Genomic DNA, 16,779 nt, shown 5'->3' with positions numbered 1-16,779 from the left:
TTTTCGTGGCAACAGTGCGCATTGTCCGGGAGCGGCCGCACGCGACGCGTTCGACCCGCACACGGGCCGGACATGCCGCGGCGGGCGGCCCCCGGAGGGACCGCCCGCCGCGCTCCGGTCAGGCCGCCGCGAGGAACCGCCGCAGGCCGTTCCGCTCTTGCTCGTTCACGGCTTCCTTCACACGGCCCACAGGCGGAGCCTGCGGTAGCGCGGCTCCCAGGTCACCCGGTTGAGCACCCGCACCGGGGGCGGCAGCGCGGCCAGGAACCGGCTGCGGTCGGTCGGCTTGATCCCGTCCACGACCCACGGGACGAAGACCGCCGCCCCCTTGATCCCCTGGCGGGCGCGGATGTCGGCGGTGAAGCCCGCCCACTCCTTCGGCGTGAGCGTGGACCGGATCAGCGGCAGCGCGCTCATCTCCTCGTGGGCGAGGTGCCTGCCGAGGGACGCCCGCAGCTCGCGGACCCGCGCCGCGAGGTCGTCCGCCGGGCCCGAAAGGCCGTCGTCGACCGCCGCCAGGAGCGGATCGATGAGCGCGTGCTCGTCCGCCATGTCCTCGAGCAGCGCCAGGTCCTGCGGCCTGCGGCGGACGGCCCGCTCGACCCGGGGCCACAGCGCGGTGTCCTCGGCGGTGTGGTGGATGTGCAGCTGGTGCTTGAAGTTCTCCCAACCGGCGCGGACGTGCGGGGAGCCCGCTCTCCCCGCCTCGACGACGGCCTCCAGCCGCTCCAGGTCGCGGCGGAAGGCGTCGTGCGCCGCGTACATGACGGTCAGGTCGATCTGCTCCGGATCGTTCACGGCTTTCCCTTCGTGACCGGGGCCCGTCACCGTTCGGCCGGGACGGGTTCGGGGGCGGGCAGCCCGTGCGCGGCGGCGGCCGGACCGCGATGCCTCCGGACGGCCAGGCATGCGGCCGTCGCGAGGAACATGACCCCGGCGGAGACGCCCATCGTGGGTGCCATCGCGTCGACGAACCCGTGCTCGAACACCCGCGCCGCCGCGTCCTGCAGGCGCCGCGCCACGTCCTGCGGGACGCCCGCGGGAAGCGCGGCCTCGGCGCCCACCTGGAGAGCGTCCCCGGAGAACCCCTCGACGAACGGGTCGCGGTACGGGCCGGGGAGGGCCCGGGCGCGCTCCCGGGCCTGCTCGTCGAGCGCGCTCGCGAGCCGGTTCTGCAGGACGGCGCCGATGATCGCGCCCGCGAGGACCGACCCCACCTGGCGCAGCGCGTTGTTGACGCCCGAGGCCGCGCCCGTCAGCCGCGGCGGGACGTTGCGCATGACCTCGGTGGCCATCGGGGCGAAGGTGCAGCCGGCCCCCATGCCGATGAGGAAGAGGGGGCCCGCCAGGGTGGTCCAGCTGTTGCCGGGCTCGGCGGTCGCCAGGATCCACACGAGTCCCCCGCCGAAGGCCGTCACCCCGGCCATCAGGATGTACTTGCCGCCGATCCGGTCCGACAGCGCCCCGGCCGGGCCCGCCATGACGAACGACCCGAGCGCCAGGGGCAGCAGCGCCAGCCCCGATTCGAGGGCGCTGTACCCGAGGACCGACTGCAGATAGATCGTCAGCGGCAGCAGCACGCCGATGAGGCCGAAGGACACCGCGATCCCCACGAAATTCATGATCGTGAAATTGCGGTCGCGGAAAAGCGAGAAGGGCACCAGTGGCTCGCCGTCCTGCCGCCCCCGCTCGTATACGAGAAAGATCACGAAAAGCATGACCGAAATGCCGATCAGCGCCCACGTCCAGCCGTTCCAGTCGTTGCGCTCACCCTCGGTCAGCGCGAAGGTCAGGCAGAACAGCGAGGCCGTGGCGAGCAGCACCCCCGGCATGTCCAGCCGGTGCCGGACGGTCTTCTGCTCGCGCGGCAGCACGAACCACGCCAGCACCAGCGTGAGCCCGCCGAGCGGCAGATTGACGTAGAAGATCCACCGCCAGTCCAGCTCGTTGACCAGCACACCTCCCAGGACCGGGCCGCAGGCTCCGGAGATCCCCGCGACGGCCCCCCACACCCCGAGCGCGGCGCCGCGCCGGTCGGCGGGGAACACGTCCGCGATGATCGACAGCGTCTGCGGCATCAGCATCGCGGCGCCCACACCCTGCAGGGCCCGGAACGCGATCAGCTGCCCGGGGTCCTGCGCCAGCCCGCACGCCGCGCTGGCCAGCGTGAACACCGCCACGCCCAGGATGAACAGGTTGCGCTTGCCCCGCAGGTCGCCCAGCCGTCCCGCGGTGATCATCAGGACGGCCAGGGTCAGCGTGTAGGCGTTGACGACCCACAGGACGTCGTCCAGGGAGGCGCCGAGGTCGTCGGTCATGTCCGGGATCGCGATGTTCACGATCGTCAGGTCGAGGAGGGTCATGAAGAACCCGAGGGCCAGCGTGAAGAGAATCGCCCACGGATTTCCGCGCGGCTCGCGCGACGTTTCCGTTTCCATGCGAACAAAGAGGCCCGGACCCGACCGGATGTGACTCCGGAAGGACCGCTGAGATCCATGCCACATTCTTCGCCCGCATGTCACACAGGTGACGCTCAGATCCCGCCGAAGTAGAAGGTGCGGTTGCCGGGCCGGTAAACGCCGAGGTCGTCGCCGCCGTCGTTGTCCCAGTCGCCGATGAAGGGCACGTCCCCGCGGTTGCCGAAGGCGAAGGCCCTGGTCGTCCCGCTGGCGTAGCGCAGGTAGAAAGTACTGCTGCCGGGCCGGTAGACGCCGATCTCGTGCTCCACGGTGGAGGCGTCCCAGTTGATGCTGATGGGCTTGTCTCCAGGATTCCCGAAGGTGATGGGCTCGCGGCCGCCCCGGTAGAAGGTGCGGTTGGCGGGCCGGTACACGCCGATCCGGTCCCAGCCGTCGCCGAACCAGTCGCCGATGACGGGCACGTCCCCCCGGTTCCCGTGCGGCGGAGTGTCGATGACGCTGCCGTCCGGCAGCCGCAGGTAGAAGGACCGGTTGCCGGGCCGGTAGACGCCGATCTCATCGGCACCGGTGCCGTTCCAGTTGCCGATGATGGGCACGTCCCCGCGGTTGCCGAAGGCGAACGAGCTGTAGCCGCCGTTGGCATGGCGAAGGTAGAACGTGCTGCTCGCAGGCCGGTAGACGCCGATCTCGTCAGCGCCGTTCCCGTTCCAGTTGCCGGCGATGGGCACGTCTCCCGGGTTGCCGAAGGTGATGGGGGCAGGGACGGCATGAGCCGGCGCGGCGGACAGCAAGGCCGCGAGGGCGGCGCCGGAAACGACGACGGCAGAGCGTCGCAGGGACCACAGTTCGGGCACGGTTTCTCCCATCGAGGACGAAGGCCCGGCCCACCCGGCCCACGCAGAGTGCCACCGGCCTTCCACACGAGCGTGCAGCCCGCACCCCGGCCACGTCTTACGGGTGAGTGCACAGATGTTGAGTCAGCGTGCACACCCGCCAACCTCGAGCCCAGGCGAGGACGCCGGTCGGGCGACGCAGAGTGAACACCTCGGCGAGAACCTCGCTCAAGACCTCGGCCACGCGCTCACAGTGCGGCAGCCCACGCACCGGAAGAGCCACAGAGTCCCTAACTGGACAGCCCCGTAAAGGTCCAGGTCACGCCCGGGACGTTCGACACGCAGGCGGGCGCCGCGAGAGCGGCCATCGCGGGTGTCGGGACGGACGGCGCCGGCGATCTTGCAGCCATGCGCGTGGTACCCCCTACGGGGAACCGCGCACATGGCTGCACCCACAACCCCACCACCACAGGCGCGGATGAGCGTGTTGACCACGAGTGTGGTCTTGTGCGCGCCAAGGGTTCAACACGAGGAGGCGCCGGCTTCTTGCTGTGAACGGAACCCGAAGAGCTTCACGTGCGTGATCGGTCGGGCCGGCGGCCGAAGCCCCGGACGCCGCGTCGGCCCCTTCCTCTGGACCACCCATGACCCAGATCTACTGGGCTTCACGATCAGAGGGAGATCCCTCATCCCTGAGCCTTTTTCAGCAGCGGCAGGGGAGCGCTGATCACAGCATGATCGCGGGCGGCGTGGTGGCCCTTGGAAGATGAAGAACCCCTGGTAGGACGGGTGATCTCTCACAAACGCCCGATCCGACCAGAGGTTCCGCATGCTTTTCTACCGTGCTTCGCTGCCGTTGTCGCGTCCGACGCTGGAGTACGTGACCGGTGTGGTCCGCCGTCACCGCAGGCAGGTGGACAGCAAGGGCCGGGCGCTGGTGCCGGGGATGCAGGCGCTGATGACGCTGGTGTACCTGAAGAAGGGCGAGACGTTCGCGCAGTTGGGCGCCGGTTTCGGGGTCGGCACCGCCACCGCGTGGCGGTATGTGAACGAGACGGTCATGCTGCTGTCGGCTCGCGCTCCCAAGCTGGAGCGGGCGCTGGCCCGGGCACGACGGGACGGGGTGCCCTTCCTGGTGCTGGACGGCACGCTGATCCCCATCGACCGGGTGCGGGCCGACCGGCCGTTCTACTCGGGCAAGCACAAACGGCATGGCATGAACTTGCAGGTCATCGCGGCACCGGACGGGACGATCGTGTGGGTGTCGGGACCGTTGCGCGGCGCGGTCCACGACATCAAGGCCGCCCGAATCTGGGGCATCGTCCGGCACCTGGCCGCCTGCGGGATCCCGGTGCTGGCCGACAAGGCCTACGTCGGAGCCGGCCCGCACATCCATGTCCCGGTCAAGGGCAAGGACCTGCCCGACCATCTCAAGCAGGCCAACCAGGCCCTGGGGCGGCTCCGCGGACCCGGAGAACGGGCGAACGCACAGCTCAAGAGCTGGAAGATCCTCACCCGCCTACGCTGCTGCCCCTTCATGGCCGGTCATCTGGCCAAAGCTGTCCACGTCCTCCACAACCGCGAGCACCGGCCGTACTGAAAAAGGCTCCCTCTATAGGTTGCTGGGAGGGGAGGTGGACAAGGTGAAGAGATCTGCGGCGTTCGCGCCGAGTACTGCTTTGAGTTCCGCGTCTTCGCTGAGGGCGGCGCGCACCGCTTCGGCGGGATTTTCGTTGCCCATGTCGAACGGATGGTCGGAGCCCATCACCACGCGGTCAACTCCGACTGCCGCGATCAAGGCTCGCAGTACCTGGGGTGTGTAGACGAGTGAGTCGAACCAGATGCGGCGCAGGTAGGTGCTCGGAAGTTCGATGCAGCCGCGGGCGTCGGGACGTGTCCGCCAACCGTGGTCGGAGCGTCCGAGGTAGGTCGGAAGGTAACCGCCTCCGTGGGCGGCGAGGAGTTTCAGGTCCGGGTACCGGTCGAGGACGCCGGAGAAGATGAGGTGGGAGAGCGCGACGGCGTTCTCCACGGGCTGTCCGACGATGTTCGACAGGTACCAGCGGTCCAGGCGTTCGTTCAGGGTGCAGCCGAAGGGATGCAGGAACACCACCGCGCCCCGGGCAGCGGCTCGCGCCCAAAAGATCTCAAGGCCGGGATGTGACAGTTCCATGCCGGGAACGTGGCTGGGGATTTCTACGCCCTTGAGGCCCATGTCCATCGCTTCGTCGAGGACGTCGGCGGCGAGGTCGGGGTGCTGCAGCGGAACCAGGCCCAGGCCGTGCAGTCGGTTCGGGGCTCGGGAGCAGTGCGCGACGATGCTCTCGTTGGCGATGCGCGCGAGTTCTCCGGCCATGCCGGGCTCTGCCCAGGAGTGGTAGTGCGAGGGTGACGGGCTGACAATCTGGATGTCGACGCCCGTACGGTCCATGTCGGCGAGACGCCGGTCGAGCGAGGTGAGCCGCGGGAGCCGTTCGCTGATCATGCCCGCGTTCACTTCCATGGACTCGGGCCCGTTGCGCAGTGCTTCCAGGCTCCGGTGCTCGCTGAAGCCCGGAAGGTCGGCCACCTTTCGTTCGAGGGCGGGGATCAGGAGATGCGCGTGTGCGTCGATGACGGTCATGGACTCTCCAGAGCGGCGCTACTTGATGGCGATCGGGTTGACCGGTGAGCCGACGGCCCCGGTAATGGGCAGGGGCGGCGCCGCGAGGAAGAATTCGTACGCGCCGTCGGTCGCGCAGTCGGCCGCCAGGGCTTCGAAGTCCCACATCTCGCCGATGAACAGGCCCATGTTGGGGATGGCGACCTGGTGCAGCGGCTGGAAGGCGCCGTCGAACTCGTTGGGGCGCACCTCGAAGCCCCAGGTGTCGGTGGCGATCGCGGCGATCTCGGTGCGGTGCAGCCAGCCGGCGGTGGTGAACGAAAGGCCGGGAGCGGGGCCGCCGGCGTAGTCGCCCCATCCGTCGCGGCGCGCGCGGGCGAGCTGCCCGGTGCGGACGCAGACGATGTCACCGGTGGAGATCTCGACGTCGTGGGCCGTCGCGGTTGCGGTCAGGTGCTCCTCGGTGATCGCGAACCCGTCGGGGAGTTCGCCGTCGGTGCCGATGACACGGCCGACGTCCAAGAGCACGCCACGGCCGACCATCCGGTCGGCGATGGTCTCGATCCCGGTGACGAGGTCGCCGTCGGAGGTGACGGTCCGCTCCGCCGGGCGGCCGTTCCATGCCTTGCCGTGGTCGAAGATGTGGCCGAGGCCGTCCCACTGGGTGGAGCACTGGAGCGGCATCGCGATCACGTCGTCGGCGCCGCCGAAGCCGTGCGGGAAGCCCTGCGTGCCGAGCGCCGCGTCCGCGCCGGTGTCGGTCATGGTGTGGACGGGGTTGGTACGGCGCCGCCAGCCCTTCTGCGGCCCGTCGGTGTCGAACCGCTGGGCCAGGGAGAAGCACGCGCCGCGGCGCACCAGGGTCGCGCTTTGGACCCGTTTGGCGTCGCTGACGAAGTTCAGCGTGCCGAGCACGTCGTCGGCCCCCCAGCGGCCCCAGTTGGAGTACGCGGCGGCCGCCTGCGCGATCGCCTCCTCGGCGTCTGTCATGGCCTGGCCCTTTCACAGTGGCGCATCGAATTCGCCACTATGCCCGCGGAACATCCTCGCGCGGAAATCAGCATGCCTGATACCTGCTATCAACGCCGGTAATCATAGGGGTCTCGCTGCGGGCTCATTGGCAATGCGAATGGCTGGGATCACCACCATGTATTTCCCCGGACGGTGCCGCTTCTGGTGGGATGTCGGTGTTCCGGGCTACGAGGAGGCATGGATGCGTTACGCCAGTTTCCTGTACCGCGGCCGGCGTGCCGCAGGTATCGTTCAAGAACAGCTGATCCATCCTTTGGACGTCGAACTGGTGAAGCTGATCGGCCGGGATGTCTTCGAAGTCCGGCATGCCACCGGCAGGGCGCTTCGTGAGCCGGGCATCCCGCTCGCGGACGTGGTGCTCGGCGCTCCCTTAGAGCCTCCGACGGTCCGTGACTTCGTGGCGTTCGAGGAACATGTCGAGGGCGTGCGCCGCAGTGTCTCGAAGGCCGAAGGCGTGCCTGACCGGTGGTATGCCGCGCCCACCTTCTACTTCACGAACCCCTACGCCGTGGTCGGCACGGGTGCGGAGATCCGGATGCCGCCCGGCGGCGAGGTGCTGGACTTCGAGCTCGAGGTCGCCGCAATCATCGGAACGGGCGGCCGGGACCTGACACCCGAGCAGGCCAGAGAGCACATCTTCGGATATGCGATATTTAACGACTGGTCTGCACGGGACCTGCAAAGCGCCGAGATGGAGGTGGGGCTCGGTCCGTGCAAGGGCAAGGACTTCGCCGCAACCCTCGGCCCGTGGATCGTCAGCGCCGACGAATTGGAGCCCTACCGCGACGATGAGGGCTTTCTGCGGCTCGGTATGAGCGTGTCGGTGAACGGACAGGAGATCGGCCGCGATCTGCTGTCGAACATGGGGTGGCCGTTCGAAGACCTTGTCGCCTACGCGTCCCGCGGTGCCGAGGTACGGCCGGGAGACGTCCTGGGCTCCGGCACCTGCGGCAACGGCGGCTGCCTCGCCGAACTGTGGGGCCGGTCGGGCGAACGGGTGCCGCGCCCGCTCGCTCCAGGGGATGTGGTCACGATGACCGTCGAGGGCATCGGCACCATCACCAACACCATTGCCGAGGGCATCGACCCTCATCCCATACCTGCGGCGCGCCACCGTCCGCGCGCCCGGCCTCACACCTTCTCGGCTCCCTGGCCACGGCCTCACACATGACGAAGGGGCGATGTGCGCGATGAAACCCACCGTACTGGTCACCGATTACGCATGGCCGGACCTGGAGGTGGAGCGGAGCATCCTGGATGCCGAGTTCCTGGTGGCGCGGACCGGGGAGCGGGAAGAGCTCCTCGAACTCGCTCCCGCGGCGGATGCGATCCTGACATGTTGGAAGACCGTCGACGCGTCCGTCCTGGACGCGGCGGCGCGGTGCGTCACGGTCGGCCGGTACGGCGTCGGCCTGGACAACATCGACGTCGCCCATGCCACGGCGCTGGGCATCGTGGTGTCCAACGTCCCGGACTTTTGTGGCGACGAGGTCGCCGACACCACGTTGCTGCTCGTGCTGGCGCTGGCCCGCCGCCTGGGCGCGCTGTCCGCCGATGTGAGGGCGGGCGGATGGGACAACCGGGCGGGTGGGATGCCTGTCCGGCTGCGCGGCAAGAAGATCCTGCTGGTCGGCCTGGGCGGTATCGCCCGGCGGGTGGTTCCGCGGGTGCGGGCACTCGGTATGCAGGTCCTGGCTTATCGCAGCGGCGGAGGCTCCGGCGACCCGCCGGACGGTGTCCGGGTGGTCGGTGATCTCGCGGAGGGGCTCGCCGAGGCCGATGTCGTGTCCCTGCACTGCCCGCTGACTGCGCGGACCCGCGGCATGATCGGCGCACGGGAGTTGTCGATGATGAAAAGCGGCGCCTACCTCGTCAACACCTCGCGCGGCGGGCTCGTGGACACCGAGGCGCTGGTCAGGGCGCTGGACGGCGGCCACATCGCGGGCGCCGGCCTCGATGTCACCGATCCTGAGCCGCTTCCCGCGGGGCACCGGCTCCGTGACCATCCGCTAGTGGTGCTCACGCCTCACGTGGGGTTCTATTCCGATGGATCGACGGCCGAACTCGCCGAGAAGGCCGCGCGGAATATCGCGGAGGTGCTGCGGGGCGGACGCCCTGCGAACGTGGTCAATCCCGAGGTCTTCAAGATTGCGGCCCTGCGCATGGAGGGGACACGGTGAGTTCCCAACCATCGGACGGCGTCACAGCCGTCCTCGACCACCTCACGGCGAGAGGCATGATCCCCGACCCGGCCCGGACGAAGGCCGTCCCCCTCACCGGCGGGGTCTCCAATGACGTGTTCGCCGTCTCCGGGCCAGGGATCGACGTCGTGGTGAAACGCGCGCTGCCCGTCCTGCGGGTGGCCAGGGAATGGCAGGCCGATGTCGCGCGGATCGGTATCGAGGCGCGGGCACTGCGCCTCGCCCACGCCGAGACGCCCGAGGCGGTCCCCGCCGTCGTGGACTTCGCCGGCGGATACCTGGTGATCGAACGCGCTCCCAGGAGCTGGACGAACTGGCGGGACGATCTGCTGTCCGGCGTGGTGGACACCGCAGTCGCCCGGGCGCTGGGGCACGCTCTCGGCGTCTGGCAGACCCGGACGGCCGGACAGAAGACGCGGCTCGCCGGCTTTGAGGACCGGACGGTCTTCGCGCAGCTGCGCACCGACCCGTTCCACCGCGAGGTCGCCGCGACCCACCGGGACCTCGCGCCGATCGTCGAGGAGACCGTCGACGCGATGTACGCGGCGCGCGACTGCCTGGTGCACGGCGACCTGAGTCCCAAGAACGTGCTGGCCTCCGGCGGCCGGATGTGGGTGCTCGACTGGGAGGTCGCCCACCTCGGCGACGCGGCCTTCGATCCGGCGTTCCTGCTCAGCCACCTCCTGCTCAAGAGCGTCCACGCTCCTCGATGGGCGGGCCTTTACCAGGAGTCGGCCGCAGCCTTCTTCCAGTCCTACACCCGGCAGCTGCGGGACTCGCTCGCGCTCGACGGCAGGCACCTGGCACGCCAGATCGGATGCCTGCTGATCGCGCGGGTCGACGGCAAGAGCCCCGCCCCCTACCTCACCGAGGCCGGAAGGCTGCGCGCACGAGAGCTGGGCAGGGCGCTCCTCACCGGCGGCCACCCTCAAGACCAGTCGAACGGCGTCCTGAACGCCTGGGAGTTGATCAGATGACATCCGATACAGCAATTTCGTCCCTGCACGCCTGGCAGGCCCTGGACTCGCGCGGCAAGCCCACGGTCGGCTGCGAGGTCGTCCTGGCCGACGGCGGCCGCGGTACGGCCCTCGTCCCGTCCGGCGCGTCGACCGGCACGCACGAGGCGCGGGAACTGCGCGACGGGGAGCCTGGCCGCTATGCCGGCAACGGTGTGCTGAAGGCGGTCGCCAACGTCGAGGCCGAGATCGCCCACGCGGTCCGCGGGCAGGACGCCGCCGATCAGGCGGCCATCGACCGGCGGCTGCGTGAGCTCGACGGAACCGGCGACCTCGGCCGGCTGGGCGCGAACGCGGTCCTGTCGGTCTCCGTCGCGGCCGCGGTGGCGGCCGCCCGCAGCGGCGGCCGGGAGTTGTGGGAGCACGCCGCCGCCATGGCCGGCCACGAGGACGAGGCGCCGCTGCTGCCCGTACCGATGGTCAACATCATCTCCGGCGGGGCCCACGCGGGCCGTTCGATCGATGTCCAGGACTTCCTGGTGGTCCCGCTGGGGGCACGCTCCTTCGCCGAGGCCGTCGAGTGGGCGTCGCGCGTTCGCGAGGGGACCGCCGAGGTCCTGTCCGAGCGGGGGCTGCCGATAGCGTTGGTCGCCGACGAGGGAGGGCTGGGACCCGTCCTTCCCACCAACCGAACCGCTCTGGAAGTGCTCTGCCAGGGCATTGAGCGCTCGGGGCTGGCCTTGGACGGCGGGGACGGCGCCGGCGTAGGGATCGCCATCGACATCGCCGCGACGCAGTTTTTCGACCGGGACGGTCACTACACGCTGGCCGCGGAGCAGCGGTGGCTGACCTCGGCGGAGCTGGTCGCAGAGCTGGCGCAGTGGTGCGCCGACTTCCCGATCGTCTCCCTGGAGGATCCGCTGGCCGAGGACGACTGGGAGGGCTGGCCCGAGGCCACCCGGGTGCTGGGCTCGGCACGGTCCGGGCAGCATGTGCAGCTGTTGGGCGACGACTTCTTCGTGACGGCCCTGGATCGCCTGGAGCGGGGCATCACTGCTCGCGCCGCCAACGCGGTGCTCGTCAAGCCCAACCAGGCGGGTACTTTGTCCGACGCGCTCGACGTTGTCCGCCGCGCGCACTCGGCGCGGTACACCACGGTGCTGTCGGCCCGGTCCGGTGAGACCGAGGACACCTGGCTGGCCGATCTGGCCATGGGGTGGCACACGGGCCAGATCAAGGTCGGATCCACAATGCGCTCGGAGCGCACGGCCAAGTGGAACCGGCTCATCCAGCTGGAGTCCGCGCTCGGGGACGGCGCCGTCTACGCCGGTGGCCAGGCGCTCTCCCGCTTCGCCTAACCCGCCGGGCGGGTCCCGTGGCGGCCGGCGCCGTTTCGGCGACCACCGCGGGTTGCAAGCCTTCACCCGGGTACCGCCGTACCGCTCAGGTGCGGCGGTCAAGGTCGTCGAACTCCAGGCGCGAGGTGGCCAGTAGTTCCTGCCTCAGCCATACGTGCCCGCCGTCTCGGTCACGCCGCTGGTGCCAGAAGGCCGACTGGGTGAGCGGCCGCAACGGAAAATCATGCTGGACGGTGACGACGTGCGCGGCCGGAGCCACCCTGGTCGCGAGCCGTTCCGGAAGGAAGGCGATCATCATGGTGTCCGGCAGCAGGAACGCCAGCGAGGCGAAGTTCGACCCGGTGGCCTCGATGGATCGGGTGATGCCCAGTTCGTCCAGCCCGTCCTCGACGAGGCTCGTCCCCTGGGGAGGTGCGTAGGCCAGGTAGGGCCAGCGGCCCAGGTCGGAGGCGGTCAGGCGGCCCTCGGCGGCCACCGGGTGGTCCTTCCAGACGACCGCGACAAAACGGTCCTCGATCACGGGGACGTTCGACAGCGTCTCGACGTCGTCCCCGGTGACCATCCGGTCCGGCACGATCGCGAGGTCCACCTCGTCCCGCTTGACCTGGTCGAGCCAGCCGGCGGGAATCGCGGTCATGTCGATGCGCACGCGCGCGGCCTGGTCATTGATGCGGGTCAGCAGCGGCCGCAGCAGCGCGATCCCGACGTAGTCACTGGACAGGACCGAGAACGTCCGGGTGTCGCGCTCGGGATCGAACTGCGGCGGCTGCAGGATGTTCTGCTCGATGGTCGCCAGGATCTCGCGGACCGGCTCGATGAGCGCCTCCGCCCGCGGCGTGAGGGCGAGATACCGGCCCTGCCGGACCAGCAGCGGGTCGTCCAGCATCTTGCGCAGACGCGACAGCGCCGTGCTCACTCCCGGCTGGGACAGATGCAGCCGTCTGGCGGCCAGGGTGACGTTCTTCTCTCGCAGCAGCGCGTCCAGCACGACGAGCAGGTTGAGATCGAATCTTCCCAGTTCCATGGAGCGCTGCTTTCCTTCGAACCTTCCGAGTGCGGGTCCGGCCCGGTCACCCGACACTACCTGGTGCTGTGACCTGCGCTACAGCACCGCTGTGCCATCGGGTAGAGGATGCGCATTTCATAATTGGTATCGCGTTCACAAATGGTCCGCCGTCTCCGTTGTGGCGTCCCGCTGATTACGGTCCCGGCATGAGCTCCGTGCCCACGCCCGCCTCGGCACACCAGCAGCGATCTCCGTACGGACGCGTCCGTTCCACCGCCCGCCGGCCGGGCGGCTCGGGAGGGCCGCTGGTCGTGGCGGCCAAGACCTTCCTCAGCCCCTCCCTCGTCACTCTGGACCTGAGGGAGCCGAACGGGCGGCCGCTGCCCCGCTGGACGGCCGGAAGCCACGTGAACCTGGTGCTCGCACACGGGCTGGTCCGCCCTTACTCCCTGTGCGGCCGCACTGACGAGCGCGGCTTCTGGCGGATTCTCGTACGCAGGCACGGGCGGTCTCGAGGAGCGTCCGACCACATCCACGACAGCCTGCGGACAGGGGACCGGATCGAGCACTTGGGAGTGCAGCCGGGGCTCACGCTGGCCGGGGCCCGCCGGTACCGGTTCCTCGCCGGCGGCGCGGGCATCGCGCCGCTGATCCCGTTGGCCCGGCTGGCCGCCTCGGCCGGCGTGCCCTGGTCGATGACCCTTTTCGGGCATGACGCCCGCCAGGTGGCCGGCTGGCAGGAGTTGGCTGACCTCGCTCCCGCTCTGACGGTGGCGCGGAAGGATGAGGCCATCGCGACGGGCCTGCAGGACATGCAGAGCGGCACCGCCGTGTACGCGTGCGGACCCGAGCCGTTCGTCACCGCGGTCGATCACGCGCTCGCCGGCCGCCCCGGGGCCCGCCTCTTCCGGGAGAGCTTCACCGGCCCCGCCGCCGGCGGACCGTCCCGGGCTGTGGAACTGGTGCTGGCGCGCTCGAAGCTGTCGTTCTCGGTCCCTGCGGGGACATCGCTGAACGAGGGGCTTCGCGCCATGGGCGTCGAGGTGCCCGTCGCCTGCGGGGCGGGCTTCTGCGGAGCGTGCGCCGTCAAGGTCCTCGAAGGCGCCCCGGACCACCGCGACCGGTTGCTGAGCGCCGAGGAACGTGCGGCCGGCAACGTCATCCTGACTTGCGTGTCCCGCTCCCGGACCCCCGAACTCCTGCTCGATCTCTAGCGTGGCGGACCACGGCGAGCAATAGCAACCATCACTGACAATTATTTCCCGCAGCAGGGTCCGCATGGCTAGATTTCCCTGACACTCACCGAAAGGGCTTCTCATGACAGAGATTGCGAAACTCGGATATGTCGGGGTCGAATCCCCGGACTACGCCGAATGGCGTACCTGGGCACCCGAGACCTTCGCCTGCATGCTCGGCCCGGACGGCGATGACGGCGCCGTCCGCGTCAAGATCGACGACGCCGACTACCGGCTGTCCATCCACCCCGGCCAGGAGCACCGGCTCGCCTACGTCGGATGGGAGGTCCTCGACCACCGCGACCTCGACTCCCTGGAGGCCCGGCTGGAGAAGGCGGGCGCCGATCCCCGGCGGGCCGACCGGGCCCTGTGCGAGGCCCGCGGCGTCCAGGAACTGGTGACGTTCACCGACCTGTACGGCCAGCCCTACGAGGCGTTCTGCTACCAGTCCAGCGGCTACCGCGACTGGGACCCGCCCCGCCCCCACCAGGGCTTCGTCACCGGGGACCAGGGTCTCGGCCACGTCGTGTTCGTCGTGCCCGACGCCAAGGAGGCGTCCGAGTGGCACACCGACGTCCTGGGGTTCCAGACGACCGACATCATCCGCCTCAACCCGCCGCTGGGCGACATGTGGTTCCTGCGCTCGAACCCGCGCCACCACAGCATCGCCTTCCTGCAGATGGACGACATGCTCGGCCTCCACCACATCTACCTGGAGTGCAACTCCCTGGACGACGTCGGCTACGCCTACTACGACGTCCTGGGCGGCGACCAGAACCCCGATCTGCTGATGAGGCTCGGCCGCCACATCGGGGACCAGACCGTCTCCTTCTACATCCACAACCCCGCCGGGTTCTTCATCGAGTACGGCTGGGACGGTCTGCCGATCCCCGAGACCGAGGCCCGCTCTCCCCGCTATATCGACGTCACCAAGGGCAAGCGGGCCGAGATGTGGGGGCACCACTTCGTCATGCAGCCCAACGAAACCGTCCGCCCCTACCAGCGCTGAAGGAGAACGGGGTGACCAGCCCTCCCGCCGTGCAACGCTTCGCGCTCGGCACCTTCGCCCATCCGTCCGGCAGCGCCTTCGCCGGCCTCTTGGTCGACGGCCGGGTCCTGCCCCTGCCGGACGGCGGACTGCTGGAAGGTCCCATCACGGTTCGCCGACTGCTGGAGCAGTGGGAGGAGACGCTGCCGCGTCTCGCGGCGCTGGCCGAGGCCACCGGCGACGCCGACCGGCTGGACCTGGCGGACCTGCGCGTCCTCCCGCCGGTCGCGCCGCACCACATCATCCAGGCGGGAGCCAACTACCGAGCCCACCTGCTGGAGATGGCGGCGGCCCAGGCCAGGGGCGAGGGCAGCGACGACGCCACGGCCTGGGCCGCGGCACAAGACCAACTCAAAGCCTTCAGCGAAGGGAGACCGTTTCTTTTCATCGGCCTGCCGTCCGCGATGTGCGGCCCCCACGATGACATCCTCCTGCCCGAGGGCATGACCCAGCCCGACTGGGAAGCCGAGATCGCCGTCGTCATCGGCCGTCCCGCCCGGCACGTGACACCCGATCAGGCCATGGACCACGTCGCCGGATACACCGTGTGCAACGACATCAGCGCACGGGACTGGCAATTCCCCCCGAGCACCGCGCCCTGGGCGGGGACTGGCTACGAGCCAAGAACCAGCCGACATTCCTGCCCACCGGGCCCTTCATCGTCCCCGCGCAGTTCGTGCCCGACCCGTCCCGCCTACGTCTGACCCTGAAGCTCAACGGACGCACCATGCAGGACGAGACCGCGGCCGACATGATCTTCGACGTGGCCCGCCTGGTCGCCGAGGCGTCGGCCTCCGTGCGCCTGCTTCCCGGAGATCTCATCCTCACCGGAAGCCCCAAGGGGAACGGCGGCCACTGGAAACGATTCCTCCGCGCCGGTGACGTCCTGGAGGCCGCCATCGAAGGCATCGGCGCGCAGCGCAACCGCTGCGTCCCGGCCTGACAACCATCCCTCGGAACCACCCCTCAGCGAGGCATCATGAAGGTTCTCATCGTCGGCGGCGGCATCGCCGGAACCAGTCTGGCGATCCTGCTCGCACGCGCGGGCGTGACGGTCGAGCTGGCCGAACGCCACCCCACCTGGACCGCGCTCGGCTCCGGCATCACCCTCCAAGGCAACGCCCTGCGCGTGCTGCGCGACCTCGGCGTCTGGGACCGGGTCAAGGCCGAAGGCTACGCCTTCGACTCCGTCGGCATCCGCACCCCCACCGGCAAACTGCTCTTCGAAAGCGACGACATCAAGTCGGGGGGACCCGACCTGCCCGCCTCCCTGGGCATGTACCGCCCCGCACTGTGCGCCATCCTCGTCGAAGCGGCCCAGAGCGCCGGCGCCGAGCTCACGCTCGGACGCACCGTGACGTCCGTCGACCCCGTCGCCTTCGACGACGGCACCACCGGCGAGTACGACCTCGTCGTCGGCGCCGACGGCATCCGCTCCTCGGTCCGCCGGATGATCGGCATCGGCACCGAGCCGCGACCGGTCGGCATGGGCGCATGGCGCGCCCACGTTCCCCGTCCCGCCCAAATCCAGCGCACCGAACTCATGTACGGGGGGCCGTGCTACATCGCCGGATACTGCCCCACCGGCGAGAACTCCATCTACGCCTACCTCGTCGACAAGGTCACCGACCAGGCCGTCATCCCCCGCGAACGCCTCGCCGACATGATGCGTGAGCTCGCCCAGCCTTACGGCGGCGCGTGGGAGGAGATCAAACCGACCCTCACCGACACAGCGCCGATCAACTACACCCACTTCGAGTGGCTTCTGGTCGACGAGCCGTGGCACCGCGGCAACGTGCTCCTCCTCGGCGACGCCGTCCACGCCTGCCCTCCCACCCTGGCCCAGGGCGCCGCCCAATGCCTGGAGGACGCGGCCGTCCTGGCCGAACTGCTCCTGGCGCGCGGCGGCCCCGACCAGACGCTGTTCGAAGAGTTCCGCGACCGCCGGATCGAGCGCGTCCGCACCGTTGTGGAGACCTCCCTGCAGATCGCCAGGTGGCAGATGGAACCCGGTCCCGGCGCCGACGTCCCCGGTGCCATGGCCCGCGTCGCCGCCGCGATGACCGACCGTCCCTGACCCCGGGCGTC

General features: G+C 69.7%; 14 protein-coding genes and 1 pseudogene. 9 read left to right on the top strand and 6 right to left on the bottom strand.

Going from position 1 to position 16,779, the window contains the following annotated elements:
- Positions 1-177: 177 nt before the first annotated feature.
- From F7P10_RS16105 to F7P10_RS16095, 3 genes are all read right to left on the bottom strand, one after another.
- On the bottom strand, positions 178-798 hold the full coding sequence (locus F7P10_RS16105; protein ID WP_218040537.1) for a hemerythrin domain-containing protein: 621 nt from the start codon (positions 796-798) through the stop codon (positions 178-180).
- Between the two features lie 26 nt (positions 799-824).
- Positions 825-2,438: an MFS transporter gene (locus F7P10_RS16100; RefSeq protein ID WP_151010089.1), complete on the bottom strand. Its 1,614-nt coding sequence runs from the start codon at positions 2,436-2,438 to the stop codon at positions 825-827.
- A gap of 95 nt (positions 2,439-2,533) precedes the next feature.
- Positions 2,534-3,148 carry a hypothetical protein gene (locus tag F7P10_RS16095; protein WP_151010088.1) on the bottom strand — a complete coding sequence of 205 codons (615 nt, stop codon included), beginning with the start codon at positions 3,146-3,148 and terminating at the stop codon, positions 2,534-2,536.
- A 934-nt stretch (positions 3,149-4,082) separates the two neighbouring features.
- On the opposite strand from F7P10_RS16095, the gene F7P10_RS16090 reads away from it, so the two are divergent.
- Entirely contained in the window at positions 4,083-4,853 is a 771-nt protein-coding gene (locus F7P10_RS16090) for a transposase family protein (protein WP_151009234.1), read from the top strand.
- Between the two features lie 12 nt (positions 4,854-4,865).
- Here the strand turns inward: F7P10_RS16090 and F7P10_RS16085 are convergent, their stop codons facing one another.
- Both F7P10_RS16085 and F7P10_RS16080 read right to left on the bottom strand, forming a co-directional pair.
- Positions 4,866-5,876, bottom strand: a complete 1,011-nt coding sequence (locus F7P10_RS16085; protein ID WP_151010087.1) for an amidohydrolase family protein — start codon at positions 5,874-5,876, stop codon at positions 4,866-4,868.
- Between the two features lie 18 nt (positions 5,877-5,894).
- Positions 5,895-6,845, bottom strand: coding sequence for a cyclase family protein (locus F7P10_RS16080; RefSeq protein ID WP_151010086.1), 951 nt, complete (start codon positions 6,843-6,845; stop codon positions 5,895-5,897).
- A gap of 139 nt (positions 6,846-6,984) precedes the next feature.
- On the opposite strand from F7P10_RS16080, the gene F7P10_RS16075 reads away from it, so the two are divergent.
- Genes F7P10_RS16075 through eno form a run of 4 tightly spaced genes read left to right on the top strand, consistent with a single transcriptional unit; the run spans position 6,985 to position 11,402 of the window.
- The gene (locus F7P10_RS16075) at positions 6,985-8,058 is read left to right on the top strand and encodes a fumarylacetoacetate hydrolase family protein (RefSeq protein ID WP_254716625.1); all 1,074 of its coding nucleotides are present in this window, start codon (positions 6,985-6,987) and stop codon (positions 8,056-8,058) included.
- A 19-nt stretch (positions 8,059-8,077) separates the two neighbouring features.
- Entirely contained in the window at positions 8,078-9,067 is a 990-nt protein-coding gene (locus tag F7P10_RS16070; protein WP_176611491.1) for a C-terminal binding protein, read from the top strand.
- Complete coding sequence (locus F7P10_RS16065) at positions 9,064-10,065, top strand: aminoglycoside phosphotransferase family protein (RefSeq protein ID WP_151010084.1); 1,002 nt, start codon at positions 9,064-9,066, stop codon at positions 10,063-10,065. Before F7P10_RS16070 ends, F7P10_RS16065 begins: the two co-directional genes overlap by 4 nt.
- Positions 10,062-11,402, top strand: a complete 1,341-nt coding sequence (gene eno, locus F7P10_RS16060) for a phosphopyruvate hydratase (RefSeq protein ID WP_151010083.1) — start codon at positions 10,062-10,064, stop codon at positions 11,400-11,402. Before F7P10_RS16065 ends, eno begins: the two co-directional genes overlap by 4 nt.
- A gap of 85 nt (positions 11,403-11,487) precedes the next feature.
- On the opposite strand, the gene F7P10_RS16055 is transcribed toward eno, so the two are convergent.
- Positions 11,488-12,426 (bottom strand): LysR family transcriptional regulator, encoded by a 939-nt coding sequence (locus F7P10_RS16055; RefSeq protein WP_151010082.1) that lies wholly within the window; start codon positions 12,424-12,426, stop codon positions 11,488-11,490.
- Between the two features lie 188 nt (positions 12,427-12,614).
- Here F7P10_RS16055 and F7P10_RS16050 point away from each other — a divergent pair, with 188 nt between their 5' ends.
- The 4 genes and pseudogenes from F7P10_RS16050 (at position 12,615) to F7P10_RS16035 (ending at position 16,768) form a co-directional block, all read left to right on the top strand.
- A complete protein-coding gene (locus F7P10_RS16050) occupies positions 12,615-13,622 on the top strand; it encodes a PDR/VanB family oxidoreductase (RefSeq protein ID WP_151010081.1) in 1,008 nt (335 codons plus the stop codon).
- Positions 13,623-13,725: 103 nt separating this feature from the next.
- Positions 13,726-14,652 (top strand): VOC family protein, encoded by a 927-nt coding sequence (locus F7P10_RS16045; protein ID WP_151010080.1) that lies wholly within the window; start codon positions 13,726-13,728, stop codon positions 14,650-14,652.
- A gap of 320 nt (positions 14,653-14,972) precedes the next feature.
- Positions 14,973-15,634, top strand: a pseudogene (locus F7P10_RS45435) (fumarylacetoacetate hydrolase family protein).
- Between the two features lie 36 nt (positions 15,635-15,670).
- Positions 15,671-16,768: an FAD-dependent monooxygenase gene (locus F7P10_RS16035; protein WP_151010079.1), complete on the top strand. Its 1,098-nt coding sequence runs from the start codon at positions 15,671-15,673 to the stop codon at positions 16,766-16,768.
- Positions 16,769-16,779 lie beyond the last annotated feature (11 nt).

Source organism: Actinomadura sp. WMMB 499, from assembly GCF_008824145.1.
In the GTDB taxonomy this organism is placed as follows: domain Bacteria; phylum Actinomycetota; class Actinomycetes; order Streptosporangiales; family Streptosporangiaceae; genus Spirillospora.
Note: the sequence above shows the minus strand (reverse complement) of the source record. Positions and strands in the feature narration are given on the sequence as shown.

Bases quoted from the DNA above. Each gene is read 5' to 3' on its own strand.
- F7P10_RS16100 (WP_151010089.1), bottom strand. From the start codon at position 2,438: ATGGAAACGGAAACGTCGCGCGAGCCGCGCGGAAATCCGTGGGCGATT.
- F7P10_RS16090 (WP_151009234.1), top strand. From the start codon at position 4,083: ATGCTTTTCTACCGTGCTTCGCTGCCGTTGTCGCGTCCGACGCTGGAG.
- F7P10_RS16085 (WP_151010087.1), bottom strand. From the start codon at position 5,876: ATGACCGTCATCGACGCACACGCGCATCTCCTGATCCCCGCCCTCGAA.
- F7P10_RS16080 (WP_151010086.1), bottom strand. From the start codon at position 6,845: ATGACAGACGCCGAGGAGGCGATCGCGCAGGCGGCCGCCGCGTACTCC.
- F7P10_RS16075 (WP_254716625.1), top strand. From the start codon at position 6,985: ATGGCTGGGATCACCACCATGTATTTCCCCGGACGGTGCCGCTTCTGG.
- F7P10_RS16070 (WP_176611491.1), top strand. From the start codon at position 8,078: ATGAAACCCACCGTACTGGTCACCGATTACGCATGGCCGGACCTGGAG.
- eno (WP_151010083.1), top strand. From the start codon at position 10,062: ATGACATCCGATACAGCAATTTCGTCCCTGCACGCCTGGCAGGCCCTG.
- F7P10_RS16055 (WP_151010082.1), bottom strand. From the start codon at position 12,426: ATGGAACTGGGAAGATTCGATCTCAACCTGCTCGTCGTGCTGGACGCG.
- F7P10_RS16050 (WP_151010081.1), top strand. From the start codon at position 12,615: ATGAGCTCCGTGCCCACGCCCGCCTCGGCACACCAGCAGCGATCTCCG.
- F7P10_RS16045 (WP_151010080.1), top strand. From the start codon at position 13,726: ATGACAGAGATTGCGAAACTCGGATATGTCGGGGTCGAATCCCCGGAC.
- F7P10_RS16035 (WP_151010079.1), top strand. From the start codon at position 15,671: ATGAAGGTTCTCATCGTCGGCGGCGGCATCGCCGGAACCAGTCTGGCG.